Annotated in this window: 20 protein-coding genes; 6 read left to right on the forward strand and 14 right to left on the reverse strand. The window is 66.2% G+C overall.

Annotated features, from left to right (window positions below; all coding sequences use genetic code 11):
* Nucleotides 1-36: 36 nt before the first annotated feature.
* From AC3ANU_RS11365 to AC3ANU_RS11380, 4 genes are all read right to left on the reverse strand, one after another.
* Nucleotides 37-600, reverse strand: a complete 564-nt coding sequence (locus tag AC3ANU_RS11365; protein ID WP_488314547.1) for a hypothetical protein — start codon at nucleotides 598-600, stop codon at nucleotides 37-39.
* Nucleotides 601-758: 158 nt separating this feature from the next.
* Nucleotides 759-1,358 (reverse strand): TMEM175 family protein, encoded by a 600-nt coding sequence (locus tag AC3ANU_RS11370; RefSeq protein ID WP_018769411.1) that lies wholly within the window; start codon nucleotides 1,356-1,358, stop codon nucleotides 759-761.
* A 69-nt stretch (nucleotides 1,359-1,427) separates the two neighbouring features.
* Nucleotides 1,428-1,706, reverse strand: a complete 279-nt coding sequence (locus AC3ANU_RS11375) for a YciI family protein (RefSeq protein ID WP_268003209.1) — start codon at nucleotides 1,704-1,706, stop codon at nucleotides 1,428-1,430.
* A gap of 72 nt (nucleotides 1,707-1,778) precedes the next feature.
* Nucleotides 1,779-2,303 (reverse strand): DUF2087 domain-containing protein, encoded by a 525-nt coding sequence (locus AC3ANU_RS11380; protein ID WP_488314548.1) that lies wholly within the window; start codon nucleotides 2,301-2,303, stop codon nucleotides 1,779-1,781.
* A gap of 210 nt (nucleotides 2,304-2,513) precedes the next feature.
* On the opposite strand from AC3ANU_RS11380, the gene AC3ANU_RS11385 reads away from it, so the two are divergent.
* Entirely contained in the window at nucleotides 2,514-2,666 is a 153-nt protein-coding gene (locus AC3ANU_RS11385; RefSeq protein WP_186447719.1) for a hypothetical protein, read from the forward strand.
* 31 nt (nucleotides 2,667-2,697) lie between these two features.
* Here the strand turns inward: AC3ANU_RS11385 and AC3ANU_RS11390 are convergent, their stop codons facing one another.
* The 6 genes from AC3ANU_RS11390 to AC3ANU_RS11415 all read right to left on the reverse strand — a co-directional run bounded on the left by AC3ANU_RS11390 (nucleotide 2,698) and on the right by AC3ANU_RS11415 (nucleotide 7,437).
* Nucleotides 2,698-3,645, reverse strand: coding sequence for an alpha/beta fold hydrolase (locus tag AC3ANU_RS11390; RefSeq protein ID WP_082581720.1), 948 nt, complete (start codon nucleotides 3,643-3,645; stop codon nucleotides 2,698-2,700).
* Nucleotides 3,646-3,673: 28 nt separating this feature from the next.
* Nucleotides 3,674-4,759: an alpha/beta hydrolase gene (locus tag AC3ANU_RS11395; RefSeq protein WP_223991736.1), complete on the reverse strand. Its 1,086-nt coding sequence runs from the start codon at nucleotides 4,757-4,759 to the stop codon at nucleotides 3,674-3,676.
* A 31-nt stretch (nucleotides 4,760-4,790) separates the two neighbouring features.
* Nucleotides 4,791-5,660, reverse strand: a complete 870-nt coding sequence (locus AC3ANU_RS11400) for an HNH endonuclease (RefSeq protein ID WP_488314549.1) — start codon at nucleotides 5,658-5,660, stop codon at nucleotides 4,791-4,793.
* A 52-nt stretch (nucleotides 5,661-5,712) separates the two neighbouring features.
* Nucleotides 5,713-5,904, reverse strand: coding sequence for a hypothetical protein (locus AC3ANU_RS11405; protein ID WP_018769404.1), 192 nt, complete (start codon nucleotides 5,902-5,904; stop codon nucleotides 5,713-5,715).
* Nucleotides 5,901-6,425: a hypothetical protein gene (locus AC3ANU_RS11410; RefSeq protein ID WP_018769403.1), complete on the reverse strand. Its 525-nt coding sequence runs from the start codon at nucleotides 6,423-6,425 to the stop codon at nucleotides 5,901-5,903. The genes AC3ANU_RS11405 and AC3ANU_RS11410 overlap by 4 nt, the downstream gene beginning before the upstream one ends.
* A gap of 64 nt (nucleotides 6,426-6,489) precedes the next feature.
* Complete coding sequence (locus AC3ANU_RS11415; RefSeq protein WP_488314550.1) at nucleotides 6,490-7,437, reverse strand: universal stress protein; 948 nt, start codon at nucleotides 7,435-7,437, stop codon at nucleotides 6,490-6,492.
* 26 nt (nucleotides 7,438-7,463) lie between these two features.
* Between AC3ANU_RS11415 and AC3ANU_RS11420 the strand changes: the two genes are divergently transcribed.
* Entirely contained in the window at nucleotides 7,464-8,921 is a 1,458-nt protein-coding gene (locus AC3ANU_RS11420; RefSeq protein ID WP_488314551.1) for a DUF5129 domain-containing protein, read from the forward strand.
* A 33-nt stretch (nucleotides 8,922-8,954) separates the two neighbouring features.
* Here the strand turns inward: AC3ANU_RS11420 and AC3ANU_RS11425 are convergent, their stop codons facing one another.
* Nucleotides 8,955-9,227, reverse strand: coding sequence for a YegP family protein (locus AC3ANU_RS11425; RefSeq protein WP_018769400.1), 273 nt, complete (start codon nucleotides 9,225-9,227; stop codon nucleotides 8,955-8,957).
* A gap of 287 nt (nucleotides 9,228-9,514) precedes the next feature.
* Here AC3ANU_RS11425 and AC3ANU_RS11430 point away from each other — a divergent pair, with 287 nt between their 5' ends.
* Nucleotides 9,515-9,901 (forward strand): hypothetical protein, encoded by a 387-nt coding sequence (locus AC3ANU_RS11430; RefSeq protein ID WP_018769399.1) that lies wholly within the window; start codon nucleotides 9,515-9,517, stop codon nucleotides 9,899-9,901.
* A gap of 40 nt (nucleotides 9,902-9,941) precedes the next feature.
* Here the strand turns inward: AC3ANU_RS11430 and AC3ANU_RS11435 are convergent, their stop codons facing one another.
* The 3 genes from AC3ANU_RS11435 to AC3ANU_RS11445 all read right to left on the reverse strand — a co-directional run bounded on the left by AC3ANU_RS11435 (nucleotide 9,942) and on the right by AC3ANU_RS11445 (nucleotide 11,309).
* The gene (locus AC3ANU_RS11435; protein WP_018769398.1) at nucleotides 9,942-10,412 is read right to left on the reverse strand and encodes a GyrI-like domain-containing protein; all 471 of its coding nucleotides are present in this window, start codon (nucleotides 10,410-10,412) and stop codon (nucleotides 9,942-9,944) included.
* A gap of 64 nt (nucleotides 10,413-10,476) precedes the next feature.
* Nucleotides 10,477-10,839 carry a DUF5655 domain-containing protein gene (locus AC3ANU_RS11440; protein ID WP_018769397.1) on the reverse strand — a complete coding sequence of 121 codons (363 nt, stop codon included), beginning with the start codon at nucleotides 10,837-10,839 and terminating at the stop codon, nucleotides 10,477-10,479.
* 17 nt (nucleotides 10,840-10,856) lie between these two features.
* A complete protein-coding gene (locus AC3ANU_RS11445) occupies nucleotides 10,857-11,309 on the reverse strand; it encodes a flavodoxin family protein (protein ID WP_488314552.1) in 453 nt (150 codons plus the stop codon).
* A 183-nt stretch (nucleotides 11,310-11,492) separates the two neighbouring features.
* Between AC3ANU_RS11445 and AC3ANU_RS11450 the strand changes: the two genes are divergently transcribed.
* The 3 genes from AC3ANU_RS11450 (at nucleotide 11,493) to AC3ANU_RS11460 (ending at nucleotide 16,544) form a co-directional block, all read left to right on the forward strand.
* Nucleotides 11,493-13,424, forward strand: a complete 1,932-nt coding sequence (locus tag AC3ANU_RS11450; protein WP_488314553.1) for a heavy metal translocating P-type ATPase — start codon at nucleotides 11,493-11,495, stop codon at nucleotides 13,422-13,424.
* 106 nt (nucleotides 13,425-13,530) lie between these two features.
* Nucleotides 13,531-13,992: a universal stress protein gene (locus AC3ANU_RS11455; protein ID WP_026265787.1), complete on the forward strand. Its 462-nt coding sequence runs from the start codon at nucleotides 13,531-13,533 to the stop codon at nucleotides 13,990-13,992.
* Complete coding sequence (locus AC3ANU_RS11460; RefSeq protein WP_488314554.1) at nucleotides 13,989-16,544, forward strand: cation-translocating P-type ATPase; 2,556 nt, start codon at nucleotides 13,989-13,991, stop codon at nucleotides 16,542-16,544. The genes AC3ANU_RS11455 and AC3ANU_RS11460 overlap by 4 nt, the downstream gene beginning before the upstream one ends.
* Nucleotides 16,545-16,591 lie beyond the last annotated feature (47 nt).

Consider the following 16,591-nt stretch of genomic DNA (forward strand, 5'->3'; position numbering starts at 1 on the left):
GGCCGGGGATGCTGACGGCGGGCAGGGGTGACAGCCTCAGCCGGTCACCCGTACTCCGGCAACAGCTCCCGTCCAGGGTGCGTCTCCCGCCGCGGGCAGGGACAGGTGTGCGGAAACGTAGCCCTGTTGAAGCGTGATGACTTGGGACGTGGACCCTGGGCCATCCACTGTGAGCTCGACGGGCCAGAGTATAACCTTGGGATTCTCCTGCCGGATGAAGACTTTGGCGTTGGCAGCACCGACGCACGCAGCAGTGACCGTGTACGTGCCCGCCGCGGGGACTTCTTCCGTCGTGCCAAAGCCCCTGCCGGGGCCGTCCAGCGGACCCTTTTGAAAAAGGAGAACCGGGCCCTGCACGGCCAGGAGAAAGCTGTCCAGGTCCTGGTAGTTTCTGGCCTCCCGCTCAAGGACCAGGGGGTCAGTGGGACGGGTAGCGGATGCCGTCATCCGGGAGGGTTCAGGTGCGGCCGTGCGGTCAGCTTCGGCTGCCGGGGCGTGTGCCGGATCGGGGAAGTCATAGGAGCACCCTGCCGTGCCGGCTGCCGTTACCAGCAGGCACAGGGGAAAGGCGAGCCGGCGCCGGAGGCCTTTCGTTTCCACGGTTCCATGGTGGCCACGCCCGCGGTTCAAATCAACCACGACCCTGCGGAATTCGCCTACCCGGCCCGGCCGTCTTCTCGGCGGCAAGGCGCACCACGGAGGTATGACGGCTCCAATGGTGGAGGCGGCCATCGAATCTGGCGCCAATCTCCATCGGGCTAATCGTGGGCCCCATTCTGATGTGACCGGGTTACAAAGTGTTCGACCCTGCGGTCCGGGACCAGCCAGATAAGGGCCACGATGGTGTAAACGGCGAGCCCGAGCAGGGGCTGGACAGGGGTTAGCGCAATGCCAAGGAGATAGATCAGCGGCGACGCTTTGCCCTTCCAGTCCCGGCCGACAGCACTGGCGAGGGCCCCGTCCTTGCCCTGAGCAGCAATCAGGCGGCGCTCCAGGATGAAGTATGCGATTGCTGCGCACAGCAGGTTGATCCCGTACAGCAGCACAGGGACCTGCGCGAAGCCGGACTCATCCATCCATCGGGTTGTAAAAGGAAACAGCGACAGCCAGAACAACAGATGGAGGTTCGCCCACAGGATGGCCCCATTAACGCGGCTCGCCAAATGGATCATGTGGTGGTGGTTGTTCCAGTAGATTCCGACATACACGAAGCTCAACAGGTAGCTGAAGAGGGTGGGCAGGACGCTGGCCACACCTTCCCACGTTGGTTCCTCCGGGGTATGGAGTTCCAGCACCATGATGGTGATGATGATCGCCAGGACACCGTCGCTGAACGCTTCCAGCCGGTTCTTGTTCATTGGGCATGCTTCCTTCGGGTGACTCTGCGACTTCTTATGTGGCTGCGTGCGACACGCCATGGAGCGCCACTACCCGAGGTGTACAGCGTTCCACTCCAAGAGCCGCCATTCGGCCAGTCCCTCGGTAATAAAGGGGTCTGCAGCGACGAAACGCTCGGCCTCCTGTCGGGAAGTGAAAATGCCCATGGAACTAAGCTCCGGGTCAGCCGTTTGGAATGGACCCAGGGCCACGAGCCCCCCGCCTTCCGCGTGGAACGCCTCGTAGTAGGCCTTGTGGCGCGGGTACGTCTCCATGACACGCGAGCGGTCGATGCCTTCACGGACGGTGTAGATGACGACGCATTCCATGCGGCCGAACTTACCACCTCCTGCACCTACGGCATGGCAGGAATCCGGTGAGGAGCACCACACTAGGCGGAACTAGACGTGGCGGGTGTAGGAGGAGCCCGAGGGGGTTCGCTGCAGCAGTCCGAAGTCAACCATGTACCTTCGCAGCAGCACCACGTCGTCCGTGTAACTGAGAAGCCGTTCGTTGACCTGCCTCTCAGTGAGTTGTTCTCCGGGCGCCATGACCTCGTCCGCGATCCGGGCAAGGAGTTCCCGCCGTTGCGCCAAGTTTGACGGGTACCTTTCGATGCGTCCAAGCCGCATGAACCGATCTGTCCCGATTTGTGGTTGACGCTTGGGCTGTTGGGCGAGAAGGTCGCGAAAAATCGTCTGGGCCGCCACCAGCCGCCCGGGCGCGTGCTGTTCCACGAGTCCGGACTCAAGCAGACTATCGATGGCCCGGTTTCGCCGCTGTTCCTTCACGTTGGGCAGTACGTCTGGCGCCGCAGCTCCAAGCACGATTTGGGCGTACGCGGTCCTGGCATCGTTGTTGCCAAGCGTCGCCAGCACACGCCGCCAGTGCGGGCCGCTCGTTCCCCTGCCTCCGCCCACGTCCACGCTCCCCTCAACCGCTGGCCCACGCCGCTGCGTCGCGGCGTGCTGGGAGATAGTAGCGCCGATGCCCTGGTTTCAGGAAGCACAGGCGCCGGGGACATGCAGCTGGGGCGCAACGCCCGACGAGGTCTCCCGTCCCCTGCCCGGCGATAACCTCGTGCCGAAACCAGCCTTCAACGCCACTAGGGAATCTCACACCGACTTCGGCCGGACATGGACGTCATTTACGATCCCACGCTCAAAGTGGGCGTATCCGCGCGCCCCTTCGCCAGCTGGTCCGCGTTCCGACGCCGGCTCGAGATGTCCCTTGTCACGTTCCGCGTCGAGTTCAAGGACCAGCCTTCGTTGCGCCACCGGCGGGAATGAGCCCAGTGGCGGCGCAAGCACGGGCCGTCGGTTACCGCTTCCCGGCCTTGGCATAAAGAGCCAGGAGGTCGCGGCTGAATTCGTGGGGCGACGTTTCGCTGGGGCTGTGGCCACCCCTGTAGACGCCGATCCGGGCCCGGATTGACTGGGCGAAGACGCGGTGAAGCTGGAGCGGCCACAGGTCGTGTTCGCCCACGGCCACAAACTTGGGAAGGGGCGCCTCCGCCAGTTTTTGCCGAAGATCCGGAACGTTCTGCATGAGCGTATAGATGTCCCGGACCGAGGCGCGGCGGGTGAAGCGGAACCGGTAGTTGACGAACCGCCGCCTGCCCTCCGGTACGTGCACCACCTTGCCGCTCCGGATGCCCCAGATCAGCAAGGCAGCACCCACCCGGCCGTTCACCCACGTGCTGAACCGGCCGATGCGGCCCACCCCCCTGAAACTCTGGCCTGGCTCCGGCGGACAGCTAAGCAACGTGAGGGACCTGAAGAGCTCCGGCCGCTCCCCAAAGGCGAGTTGGGCAATGATTCCCGCGAAGGAATAACCCACAACATGGACTGGGGTGGCAGTGGTCTCCAGAACTGCAAGGAAGTCGTCCACGAAAAGCCGGTAGTCATAATGCTTGCGTGGCGGCACCAGGTTCTCGGGGCCCGCTGCCGCTGACTGGTACTGTCCCGCCAGATCGTAGCTCAGTGCGAAGTAACCGGCATTGGCCAGGTCGGGCATCATGAGGGAGAAGTCCTCTTTGGAACCGGTTGCTCCGGGCACCAGCACAACGCTGGGATTGCCAGGATTGCCCAGCGTCATGGCGGCGAGCCTGCCACTGGGGACATCAATGGATCGGTGGACAGCGCCCGGCGGTGGAGTGAACCAGTCAACGTCCCCCAGCTCCGCATCGAGCAAGGCGGCCGCGTCCACCAGGGCGGAGCCAAACTCCTCGGGGTCGATCCCGTACCCGTTCCGGTCCAGCTCTGCCATGGTCCCAACATAGTCCAGTGCCTTGAATTTATTCAGGGGCAGGACCGGTGGACCGTTCAGCCACACCGCGGACGAACGCGTGAAGGCGCCGGTAGACTTCCTGGGATTCGGGGTAGCGGTAATCCTGTTGCCAGGTGTGTTCGGTGTTGAGGCTGTCCCAAGGGTAGATCAGGGCATCCACTGGAACGTCGTGTTGTTGCAGGCGCTCGATGAAATTCAGGTTTGCCCGGTAGAAGTAGTCACGCTCGGACGTGGTGAGGAACACGGGCGGATGGGTCCCGTCCAGCCACTCGATCGGGGACAGGAAACCCGCGGCGCTCCTCAGCCGCGCCACGGTCCGTGGTGGAGAGGGCCGCTTACGGCCATTGCGTGCTCCCGGACCTGCCGTTGCCCGGGATGCAGGCGGCAACAGCATACGGACGAAGTTCAGGCTGAGGACAAATCCGCTGTTAAAGAAGACCGAGAAATCCACTGCGCTGCAGTGTTGGACGAGCCCTTTCAGGTGTCCCGCGGGAACTGCCGGCCGCAGGGCATAATGCGCCGCCAGTTCGGAACGCAGGCTGGCTGCGGTCAGCAGGGCAGCGATCTGTCCGCCGGCCGAGTCCCCGCCCAGGATCAGCCTCTTGGGATTCCCGCCGTACCCCTCGATGTTGGCGGCAACCCACGCCAGGGCGGCATTGGCATCCTCGAGCACATGCCCCATGGCGAACCGGGGCGCGTGCCGGTAGTTGACGTTGACCACCACCATCCCGCCCACTGCCTGGTTGGCGCAGTACTTGGTCAGGGCTGCCTTGTCACCGGATGTCCACCCGCCACCATGGAAGTAAACGTAGACGGGAAGCAGCTCCGCCGCCACAGCCTCTGTACCAGGAGAGTCAGCTGCCGGCTGCAGCGGTGTCAAAACGTCGAGGCGGTGGGCGCGGAGGGCATCACCCACGTAGTCAATGTCGTGCACATATGCCACAGCCGTGATTGGGTCGGTGTTGAACCGCGCCTGCTCCCGGGCACTCACGGCGCGCATCAGGACGCGCCATGTCCATACGGGTACGCGGCGCAACAGGGGCCGGGCGCTCCTGACCGACTGAAACACCCCGGAACGTGCAGCCAATGTCATCCCTGCAATTTTATCCCCGAATGCTGGCCCCTTACGTCTTGCCGCCCCCGAGGATCCGCCGTGCGTCCTCCTGGGCCTGAAGGGCCAGGTCAGTGACCACTTCACCCCGCACATGCCCGGCGGCCGACATGATGCTCCGGAGTTCGGAAACCGTCCGCGCCGGGTTTGCCCCGTGCGCCACGGCGTGGCAGTTATGGCAAAGCGGAATGAGGTCGGCGATGGGGTCAAGCTGGTATCCGCTGCCAATCATGGCCGGCGGCACCACGTGGTGCACGGCTGTCGCTCCGGTACCGGCCTCACCGTAAGCGGACTCAAAGGAGAAGCCGCAGGCGGCGCACAAGGTGCCGTGGAAGGCCAGGCAGGCCCGGCGGGCGTCGGGGTCCCGCTCAAAGCGGTTCACCTGGATATGGCTGACGCCGCCCGGCGGAAAGGTTCCGGCAACCACCTCGGTGGGATCCGGCGTCGTGGGCCCGTATTCCCTCCACAAGCGTTGCAGAACAGGCCAGGACGACGGCGGCAAGGTCACCAGGGAGGGGCCGTTCGCCTTGGCCCAGAGGTCACCGGGAAAGGCCTCCCGCAGGGTCCCGGGGCGTATTTGCTCGCCCAGCGGGAGCAGTGCGTCGAAAGCGACTGCGATGAACCAGTCGTTGGCATCGGAATCATCGCCTGCGGCGGCCTGGTAGGGCTCCGATGCCACCGACCCGTGACCGATGAGGCCGCTGCCTGCATCATTGCCGCCTTGCACCAGGAGCCACGCTTCGGTCCCCGGGAGGATGTCAGGGCAAAAGCCGACGCGCCAGCGGTCCAGGAACCTGCCGGACTGCGCCACCTGCGCGACGACGGCTCCGTAGTCCCAGCGGTGCAGCCCGTTCGTGTCGCAGCCAAGAATTACTGCCGCCACTGCCCACCAAACCCAGCCTTCGCCGTCGATCCCCAAGCCCCTGCAGCGGGATTTAGATCGGTTCCTTGGCCAGCGCCTTGGTCTTGGCGGGCGTTTCCCGCCCCAGCCGTTCATCAAGCGTGACGCGCAGCCTGGCCGCGGCAACCTGGACCCGGTGCTCGGCAGGCGTGGGTTTTTTGCCCGCGGGCTTGGTACCGGTTCGGGGAGTGTGGACAAGGCGGTGTTCAGGCGATGCTGCGCTCATGGTCCAGCCTCCTTGGCACTGTCTTCATCCGTCATTCCATTCTCGCCTAAGTTGTCCGGGCCGTCCACGACGGCACTCTCCTGCCCTGGGCCGGCGTCGGCATCGTCCCCGTTCTCGTCCCCGGACACACTCTTCCAGGCGATGTCGAACAACTCGAGTTCCTCGGTGCGGGCCAGTTCGCTCCTGGCAAGGACTTCCAGCGTCGCCAGGCCCAGCGCCTTTGTCCCTGCATCCGGGTCCAACGCCCGGTCGAGCGCCCACTGGGTGCGGCGCCACCATTCCGCCCGGCTGTCCGCTTCGGTCTTTTGCCGCAGGGCGTCGGCGTCCGCTTCGCGCTTTTGGTCCAGCGCGGTCTTGTCCGCGGCAGTGCGTTGCTTGAGCGTGCGCCAGTTGATGTAGAAGGCCAGCAGGGCTGCGATAAGAACGGCCAGGGGTCCAAGCCCGGCAAGGATGACCCACCAGTCCGCCGGGCCCGAATGGACGACGACGTCCAGCGGGCCGGGGGAGGGAACAGGGGTCACCGAACCAGCTTAGGAGGAGGTACGGCCTGTGGCCCGGCCGACACTCCTGCCGCGGCCTTCTCCATCATGCGCCGCGCCGGGAAATGAGGACCGGCCCGTGCGCGTGGTGCAGTACTGCGTGGGCGGTTGATCCGATGGTCTCCCGGAGGATGCCGCGGCCCTGGGAACCCAGCACCACTATCCGGGCTTCCGAGGCGGCTTGCAGGATGGCGTTCGGGACCGAACTGTCCGTGAGTATCCTGCCGTCAACGGAGATATTGGGCGCCAGGGTTCGTGCACGGTCCACAACGGATTCGAGAACTTCCCGGGCGCCAGCCGCTGCTTCCTTCCCGTCCAGCCGCGTGTAGCCGGCGGGCTCGTGATGGACGTGGACCACCGTAAGGCGTGCGTGCCACCCGGAAGCAACGGCGCACGCGTCTTCCAGTGCCGAGGGGGAACCTGATGCATCGACGGCGGCGACGACGGGTCCGCCAGGATGGGTGTCCTCCCGGATCACGGCCACCGGGCAGGTGGCGGTGGCCGCCAGTTCCAGGCTAACGGATCCCACCAGGAGGCCAAGGAAGCCGCCCAGGCCACGGCTGCCGACTACGAGCATCCTCTTGCCGCCGGAAATTTCGGCCAAGAGCTGTGCGGGTAGTCCGTGGAGCAGGGTGCCGCGGATCTGAAGCCCTGGAACTTCCGCTGCAGCATGCGAGACCCCTTCTTCCAAGACGGCCTGGGCGGACTGCTCAAGGCCGCTGCCTGACACACCTGGAACCGGACCGAGGTGCCTGGTCAGCAGCTGCCACAGGGAACAATGCACCACATGAAGCGCGCAGTTGGTGGCACGGGCGTGGCGCGCCGCCCACCGGACGGCTGCCGCGGCTCCATCCGAACCGTCATAGCCGGCCACAATCGAACCCGCATCCTGCATCACCTGGCCGCGCTCCTCATCAGACCGATCCTCGCCGGCGGGACCTTCGGCCCTTTGGCGGCCCTGCCCCTTGGTTTCATCCTGATTCCAGGAATCCATCCTGATTCTAGGAAGCGGGGAGGCATATGGGCACCCTAGTGCGCCGTATTGGGGTGATCATGCTTGTCCTGGCCGCCTCCCTGCTGGGGGTTGCGGCCCCAAGTGATGCCGTGTCCCCGTCAGCCGTCATCGTGGAGGACACAGCGGGGGTGCTTGACCGGAATACGCTGGTCCCCGCCGTCGAACGGATCCAGTTTTACGAGCCCACCCGTGTTGCTGTCTTTACCTACAACGGAAAGGCTGAGGACAACCTCAATGAAGAGGTCCTGAGGTTCGCACGCTCCAGGCACCCTGAGTGGATCAGCGCCGACGGACAGAAGTGGGCCGATGGACTGTTCATTTTCGCGCTCGACCCGGTGGGCCGCCACGTGGGCACCTATATGGGGGAGGACCGGAAAGTGTCGCTCGAGCAGCGCAGCGACATCCAGGAGGCCTCAAAGGACCTGTTCCGGGACGCGCAGTGGACCGACGGTACTGTGGCCGGCATTCGCCGTGCCGCCGAACTCATCAACCAGCCCTGGTACCGGTCCGCCGCATTCCTGATCACCGCCTGGGTCACCGGGGGACTTGCGGCCCTTGGGGCAGCGGCGTGGTTGATTGTGCGCGCGGCGACCAGGGCTGCCTGCCGCAAACAAATCGAACGGGGGGACCGGAGCTACTCCAACGTCAGCATGGACCTGGACGTCACGGAACTGAACGCCGGCACCATCCCCGAATCATCCCGCTACGGCAGCAGGGTCCTGGAGAAGCACCGCACCTTCCTGACCCGCTATGCCGCCGCCACGGAACTCTCCAACCAGGTGCACGCCCTGGCCAAACGGTCCCTCAGCAGGCGGAAAAACCTCAAGCTTGCCCGCCAGTTCGCGGACAGCGCCGCCGAGCTGGATGCCCTGGATGATGTCATCGCCGACAGCAACGCCCTGTTGAACCGTGCCGACACATGGCCTACCGCCTGGGACCGGCAGCTTGCCCCGTTCCGCAAGGACCTGGCCGGCCTTGAGCAACTCCTGGCCAAGCGCCACGGGCAGGGGGACTCGGCCACCGCCTCGGCGCTTCGTTCCTTCCGCGACGAAAGCCTGCGGAACATTGAACGCTGGACCTCGGAACTGGCAGATGGCCGGATCACGCCGGAAGAGGCGCTGGACCGGCTCTACGAGGCGCGGTCGCGGCTCTCGGAGCTGCTGGAGAACCATGCGGAAACAGTCATTCAGGGATTCGCCAGGAATGAGCGCGAGGCACGGCTGATGCGCGAGCAGATGCAGACGGCCCACGAGGGCCTGGACCACCGCAGGCGGCGGAGCTATGAGCCGAGCATCCTGGGCACGGTGTACCCGTCGTACCAGTTTTTCTCCGTGGCTACCTTCAACTCCGGCTTCAATACGGGCGTCAGCAGCGTCAATTCCGCCAGGGGCGGCGGCAGCACCACAGGGTACGGCAGCAGCGGCGGAAGCTTCTCCGGTTCGGGCAGTTCCTCGAGCTTCTGATGACCGGGGCTTTGGCCGCCGCCGTCCTCCACCCTAGGCGGCGCCCAGGGAGCCAAGCCTGTGCGGCCCGCGCCGGACCGCGTGCCGCGCGTGCGGGATGGTGCTGCGGGCAACGTTCGGCGGCGGTGAAGGTATGTCCCGGATCAGGCCGGTTCCCGCACATTCCCGTACCTCTTCGATGGCCGCGGCCGCCGCCCGTTTGTCCGCGAATTGTCCGGATACCGCCAGTACGTGTCCATCAGGCATCACAAGCCGGAACCGGATCTGTGAATCTTCATCGACAAACAGTTCGAACGTACCTGCCATAAGCCTTGCTCTCCTCTAGCGTCCCGCCTCCGTTGATGAGGCTGCATGCCGGCCGACACCGGGCGCGGCAAACCCGGATGCACAACCCCAGCGTGGTGCTTCCGGCCCAGACCACCATCTCAGAGGACCGCGGCGTGCTATTAGGGACCAAAGACCCTGATCGCCGGCTCCGGGGATGCTACCGATGGCAGGATGCCCCGAAGCTCGGTGCCGAAGGGCCCTGTCCCATTAAGCCGGGCCGCGGAAGACTGGGTAGTTCACGATGGTTGCGGTTCCCGGAGGACGACATGACGACAGATGCACCTCGACCTGGCCGCCCAGGCAAACCAGCTCCCGGATCCGCAGGTCCCGGTCCCGAGGAGCGGCTCCGGATAGAGCTGGAGGACGCCGCATCGCGCAAGTGGTGGGCGCGGATCCTGTACACGCTGGGCTCACAGTACGGGCGGACGCAACTGCAGTTTGTGGCCAGGACCGGGGACGGACGCCGGCTCTATGCCAGCGATACGTTTCCCGGTCCGCCGCTGAACCCGACACCTCCCGAAGAGGCGTGGGCTCCCGGCATGCAGGCCAGCCTCAGCCAGCTCCGCCGGGAGCTGGCCCGCGACGGGTGGTCCGAAACCAGCCGCGGCGTGCAGCCCTGGGACCTCACCTTCAGTCGCGGCCCCGGAAGATAATGCAGGACCAGGCCCCGGGGCGGCCGAAACCCTGGCGGACTCAGTCCACCGGCCAGATGACCCTGGTCTGCCACGTGGCCGGATCCGGCTGCTGCTCCGGATCGGTCAGGTAGTACTCCCACATGGTGTCGGCAGGGGCAGCGCCCTCGGCTTCCATCCGTTCGCGGATGGCATCGTACGTGCTGCCGAGGGTGTCGTAAGGGCCCGTGTGGACGGCCTCGAACGCGTCAGTATCGGGAAGCGCGCCGCGGGCCACCTCGCCTGTTCCCTGGAAGTTCCCGGCGACGGGGAACCCGGCTTCGACGTCCACCGTGGCGCCGGGAATGCCGTGGTAAAGCGCGAACGGCGGTCCTGCCGGGCTGACGCCCTGCGTTTGCACCGCGGCCATCACCGCACCGAAGGCCCGGCTGAAGAAGCTCGTCAGAGCGTCCATGGGAACCCGTTCACGGACCACGGCGACGGGTTGTTCGGTGACATGGATCTTTCGCGGCTGCTGGCCATTTTCAGTCATGCCCCCAGCCTTGCCATCCCGCGGCCAACGTGAAAGGGCCATAGGACTCTAAAGGGCATGCCAGTCAGGCCGCAGCCTCATACGCTTCGAGCAGCCAACCGCGGACCTCGGCATCGAGTTGGGAACTGTCCGTGAGCTCCAGATGGTGCATCCAGGTTCCTTTCGCCGGGTGGACGACCTGCTTGAAGCGCGGCGAGCCCAGGTTCCGCGGCAGCGCGAGGGATAGGACCAGCGGAACCGGGGAATTCACGTAGACCCCGGGCCGCCACAGGTAGGCGTAGCCCCGGCGCCGGCGGAACGAGATTTGGCTCTTTCCGACCCGGACCTCATGGGGGCCCAGCTCCGCCGCCATCCGCTCCGCTGCCTGGTAGAGCCCAAGGGCGTCCGGAGCGCCGGCGAAGAACCGCTCTACCGTCCACGGCTGCAAAGTAACAGCGTCCCCGCCTATGCAGTACCGTTGCCCGCCCCGGCCGCAAGTCCGGCGGCCCAGGCTGCCGCCCGCTCGGCCTCACCGTCGACCAGCGGGCCCTCGCTGCCTTTGACGTAGAAAGCCATGGGTCCGCCAACGATGCTGGCACCTGCCTCCGTCAGTGCCTTCGTCATCTTCCTGGCAGCGTCGCCGTGGATGAACAGCTTCACCCTCGTATCGAAGGCTGCTGCCTTCACCCCGGCCAGTCCCCGGCGCCCAAGGTCTGCCAGCGTTTCGGTGATCCGGGCAGTCGGCTTCCAGCCGTTGATGGGGCTGCCGACGACGAGCAGGTCACCCGGCTGCAGGGCGTCGGCATCAAAACCGTCAACGTGAACAGCGGCCGCGTCCCGCCCCAGGCGCGATGCCATCGCCTCGGCGATGGTCTCGGTGTTTCCATACGCGGAGTCATAGAGGACGACGGCTTTCATGGAGGCTCCCGGTCCGGATAGGCGGCATGTTGCCCCTCAACCATGCTCCCGGGGCCGCCGGCGGGGCAGGGCCAAAGGTCATGCCGCCGGCCGGGGCCTAATGCCCTAGCCGTACTGCCGGCATCAGGATAGCTTCAGTTTTATGTGTGAGGACCGCTACCGCCCATGTTGAAAGTGTCCTGAATGAGAAAGCAGGCCGTCCCGCCTGCGGCAACCGCCGGCAACGTTGAGGTCGAGGAACGCGTCGGCTCGCCCGTGCAGAAGGTGTGGGGCTTCCTCCGGCGGTATCCCGTCGTCGCGCTGACCTGCCTGGTACTCCTTGCCGCCCTGGTGCTGCTGCAGTTTGGGCTGGAACTGCAGGTCCGCGTGCTCGCCTCGGCCTACGCTGCCATCATCGTGGTGGCGCGGGCGGCCGGCATGGTCCGGTCATTGCGGGAGGGACGCTGGGGCATCGACCTGCTGGCCCTGATGGCGGTTGCAAGCACGGTGGCCGTGGGTGAGTACCTCGCGGCCCTGGTGGTGATCCTGATGCTCACCGGCGGGGAGGCACTGGAAAACTTTGCCCAGGGACGCGCCGCGCGTGAATTGCGGTCCCTGCTGGACCGGGCTCCCCGCTTTGCCCACAGGGAAAGTGCCGACACAGTCCTGGAGGACACCCCGATAGGCGAGGTGGTGCCCGGGGACGTGCTGGTGGTCCGCCCCTCCGAGCTGGTACCTGTTGACGGCGAACTCCTGTCCGATTCAGCAAGCATGGACGAATCATCGCTGACGGGGGAGAGCCTGCCGGTGGAGCGTAGCAAGGGGGAGCTGCTGCTGAGTGGTTCGGTGAACGGCGTGGCCGCCATCCGCATGCGGGCGGCGGCCACCGCGGCTGACTCCCAGTACAGCCGGATCATCGCCCTGGTGGAGGAAGCGTCCAACAGCCGTGCGCCGGTAGTCCGGCTCGCTGACCGCTACGCGGTTCCCTTTACCCTCCTCGCCCTGGCCATGGCCGGGGCCGGCTGGTTCCTGTCAGGTGAGCCGCTCCGCTTTGCCCAGGTGCTGGTGGTGGCCACCCCGTGCCCGCTCCTGATCGCAGCGCCGGTGGCATTCCTGGCTGGAACCAGCCAGGCCGCCCACAAGGGCATCATCATCAAGAACACCAGAAGCCTGGAGCAGCTTGCCAAGGCGCAGACAGCTGTGTTCGACAAGACTGGAACACTCACCTCCGGCCGCCCGGTCCTGGACGGGATCCAGGTGGCGCCGGGCCCGGGGGAAGCCCTTGGCAGCCGGAAGATCCTGCAGCTGGCGGCCTCCGCCGAGCAGTATTCCTCCCACGTGCTGGCAGCATCCGTGATCGAAGCCGCCAAGGCAGCGAACATTGAACTGCTGCAGGTGCAGCAGGCGACCGAAAACGCCACGCACGGGGTTGAAGCTGTCTGCGACGGCCAGCAGGTGGTGGTGGGAAAAGCCGCCCTGATCCGCAGTTCGGCCAGCGGATACCGGGAAGCAGCAGTCCAGAGTGGCCAGTTGGCAGTCCACGTGGCGGTCAACGGCGAGTACGCGGGTGCACTGATCATGAAGGACCCGTTGCGCCGCAACGCCGTGGACACCCTGGCGCGCATGCACAGGCTGGGCGTGCGGAACACCATGCTGCTGACCGGTGATGCCCACGCGACGGCTGCCCACATCGCCGAGGAAGCGGGAATGAGCCACGTCCAGGCCGAATGCCTTCCGGAGGACAAGGTCAACACGGTTGCGGCCATCCTGGAACGACCCGTCCTGATGGTGGGTGACGGCGTCAACGATGCCCCGGTCCTTGCCGCCGCCGACGTTGGGATCGCGATGGGTGCCAAGGGGGCCACCGCGGCCAGCGAGTCCGCGGACGTGGTGATCATGCTCGATGACCTGTCCAAGGTGGCCCTGGCCGTGGCCATTGGAAAGCGGACCGTGGCTGTGGCCCTGGTAAGTATCTGGACTGGGATCGGGCTCAGCCTCATCCTGATGGCCATCGCCATGACGGGTTTCATTCCCGCTGTTGCCGGTGCCCTCCTGCAGGAGGTGGTTGACCTGGCCACCATCCTGAACGGACTCAGGGCATTGCGCGGAGCGGACGAGGCACGGCAACGCGGTTGATGCCGGCTTCCTTCCGCCAGGCCTGCCCGGAGCGGGAGGTGGTGTGGCCGCCGGGCATGACTTTTGGCCCTTCCCAGCGCCGCCCGCAGCCGGGATTGTGGTGTCCATGAACGCAGAAACAGGGGCCAAACCCGTCATTGTAGGTGTGGACGGATCCGAATACTCCTCCGCAGCCCTGCGCTATGCGGGCACGCTGGCAGCCCGCCTGGGCACGCGGCTGGAAGTCATTTCATGCGTCGGAATGCCGGACTACCTGGTGATGTCCCGCCTGGAAGGGGCGGACCGGCAGTTCACCGCCAGGCTTGAGGACGCCGCCGGGCGCCTGGTCGAAGATGCCCTGGGCCGGGCCTTCTCCGGGGAACGGCCCGAAAACATCGACGTGACCATCAAGTTCGGCCCCCCGGCGAAAGTGCTGGTGGAGGAGAGCCGCCGCGCGCAGATGCTGGTTGTTGGAAGGCATGGCGAAGGCGGCCTGCTTAAGTCGTCCATGGGATCGGTGAGCAAGGCATGCGCGGCCCACTCCACCTGCCCGGTGCTCCTGGTGGGCCAGGAGGCGGACGCTGTGTGAGGACTGCGGAGGGCCTGAGCTCCGAACGGGCAGCGCAACTCCTGAAGCAGGCGGGCCCCAACCAGCTCCCGGCAGAGAAACCCGTCCCGCAATGGCGAAAGCTGTGGGGGGAGATGACGCACTTCTTCGCCCTCATGCTGTGGTGCGCCGCCGCGCTGGCATTCGTTGCGGACATGCCGCAGCTGGCCGTGGCGATCATCGTCGTCGTCATTGTCAACGGGGTGTTCGCCCACATCCAGCAGGAACGCGCCCAGCATGCCGCCGCAAGGCTGCGCGGCCTGCTGCCCGCCGACGTGGTGGTGCGGCGGGACGGGACGGCGCGCAAGGTCCACGCCAGCGAGCTGGTGGTTGACGACGTGGTGCTGCTCAGTGCCGGTGACCGTGTGCCTGCAGACATGGTCCTGCTGTCAGCATCGGCCTGCGAAATGGATGAATCCATGCTGACGGGCGAAAGCGAGCCAGTGCCGAAAGCCGCAGGTGACGCGGCGTGGGGCGGTACCTTCCTGGTTAACGGCTACGGAGAGGCCGCCGTGTCCGCCACGGGAGCCAGGACCAGGCTGGCCGGAATTGCCGCCCTCACCAGCGGAGCGGTTCCTCCCCCTACGCCGCTGTCCCTGGAACTGCGGCGGATTGTCCGCGTCACTGCGGGCATGGCGCTGGGTATCGCAGCGGTCTTCTTCCTGGCGTCGCTGCTGGTGGGCTTTCAGTGGCGGGATTCCTTCCTGTTCTCGATCGGCGTGGCCGTGGCCCTGGTCCCGGAAGGGCTCCTGCCCACTGTCACGCTGTCCCTGGCCATGGGTGCCCAGCGCATGGCGTCCCGCAACGGCCTGGTCCGCAACCTCGAAGCCGTGGAAACCCTGGGCTCAACCACCTTCATCTGCACCGACAAAACCGGGACCCTGACTCAGAACCGAATGAACGCCGTCGAGGTCTTCACCCTGGAAGGGACCGTCCACGTGACGGGCCAGGGGTATGACCCGGACGCGCACATCGAGGGCCGGGGAACGGCCAGGGCGGCCCAGGCGGCGCTCGCCGCCCGCACCGCTTCACAGGGCAGGGCCGAGCTGCACGATGGACAGTGGCGTGCACAGGGTGACCCGATGGAAGCTGCCGTGGACGTGCTGGCCCGCCGGCTGACAGGCGCCGGGTCCGGGCCCGCGGCATCGCGCCGGCTGCCGTTCGATCCGGTGCGGCGCAGGGAGTCTGCCCTTGTGGGGCCCGAGCTGTTTTGCAAGGGTGCCCCCGAAACCGTGCTCCCACTGTGCGAATCCGTGCCGGGTCAGGTCAAGGAACAGGTAGAGGTGATGGCAACGCGTGGCCTGCGCGTCATTGCGGTGGCACGGCGGCGTCTCGCGGGAGCATCCGAAACATGGCAGACCAGCCCTGCCGCAGAACTTGAAACGGACATGGAACTCCTGGGCCTGATCGGACTGCAGGATCCGCCCCGGCCGGATGTGGGCAACGTCATCCGAACGGCGCGGCAGGCGGGCCTGAAGGTCGCCATGATCACCGGCGACCACCCTGCCACGGCGGCAGCGATCGCCCGGCAGATCGGCCTTGCCGGAACGCCTGAATACGTGTTGGAAGGCGCAGACCTTCCGGCGGACGAGCAAATACTCGGCGCACTCCTGGACCGTGACGGAGTGGTGGTCAGCAGGGTCTCGCCCGAACAGAAGCTCCGCGTGGCCAAGGCGCTGCAGGCCCGTGGGCATGTGGTGGCCATGACCGGCGACGGCGTCAACGATGGCCCGGCCCTTCGCGAAGCCGACATCGGCGTGGCCATGGGGCGGAGCGGAACTGACGTGGCGCGGGAGGCCGCGGATTTGGTCCTCCTGGACGACCATTTCGCCACCATCGTGGCAGCCATCGAACAAGGAAGGGCAACCTACGCCAACATCCACCGGTTCCTCACCTACCATCTCACCGACAACGTGGCGGAGCTGACTCCCTTTGTCATCTGGGCGCTCTCCGGCGGCCACTTCCCGCTTGCCCTCGGTGTCCTTCAAATCCTTGCCCTGGACATTGGCACCGACCTGCTGCCCGCGCTGGCCCTTGGCGCCGAACCGCCCGGCCGGCGTGTTTTGGCGCGTCCGCCCGAACGCCGGCACCTGATGGACCGGCAACTGATCATCCGTGTCTTCTGCATCCTGGGTCCCACGGAGGCCGCCATGGAAATGGCCGTCTTCTCCGTTGTCCTCGCTGCCGGCGGGTGGATCCGGGGGCAGGTTCCCCAGCCCGGGCTCCTCATGGCTGCCTCCGGCGCCGCCTTTACCGCCGTGGTCCTGGGACAGCTGGCCAACGCCTTTGCCTGCCGGAGCGCCACCGTGCCGCCCTGGAAGCTGGGATGGGGTACCAACCGGCTTCTGGTATGGGCAGTTCTTGCGGAACTGGCCATCCTTGCGATGTGCCTGTTCCTGCCCTACCTTGCAACGCTGTTGGGCCAGGCCCCGCCGCCTCCCCTGGGCTTCCTCCTGGCACTTCTCGCGGCCCCCGCTGTCCTTCTTGCAGACTGGATCCACAAAGCGGCCCGGGCGCGCCTGCGGCGGAGCTAGGACCAAAGACTCTGCCTGCCCCGGCGCCACCAAGGCCAGAATCGAGC

Source organism: Arthrobacter sp. SDR-2R, from assembly GCF_057747955.1.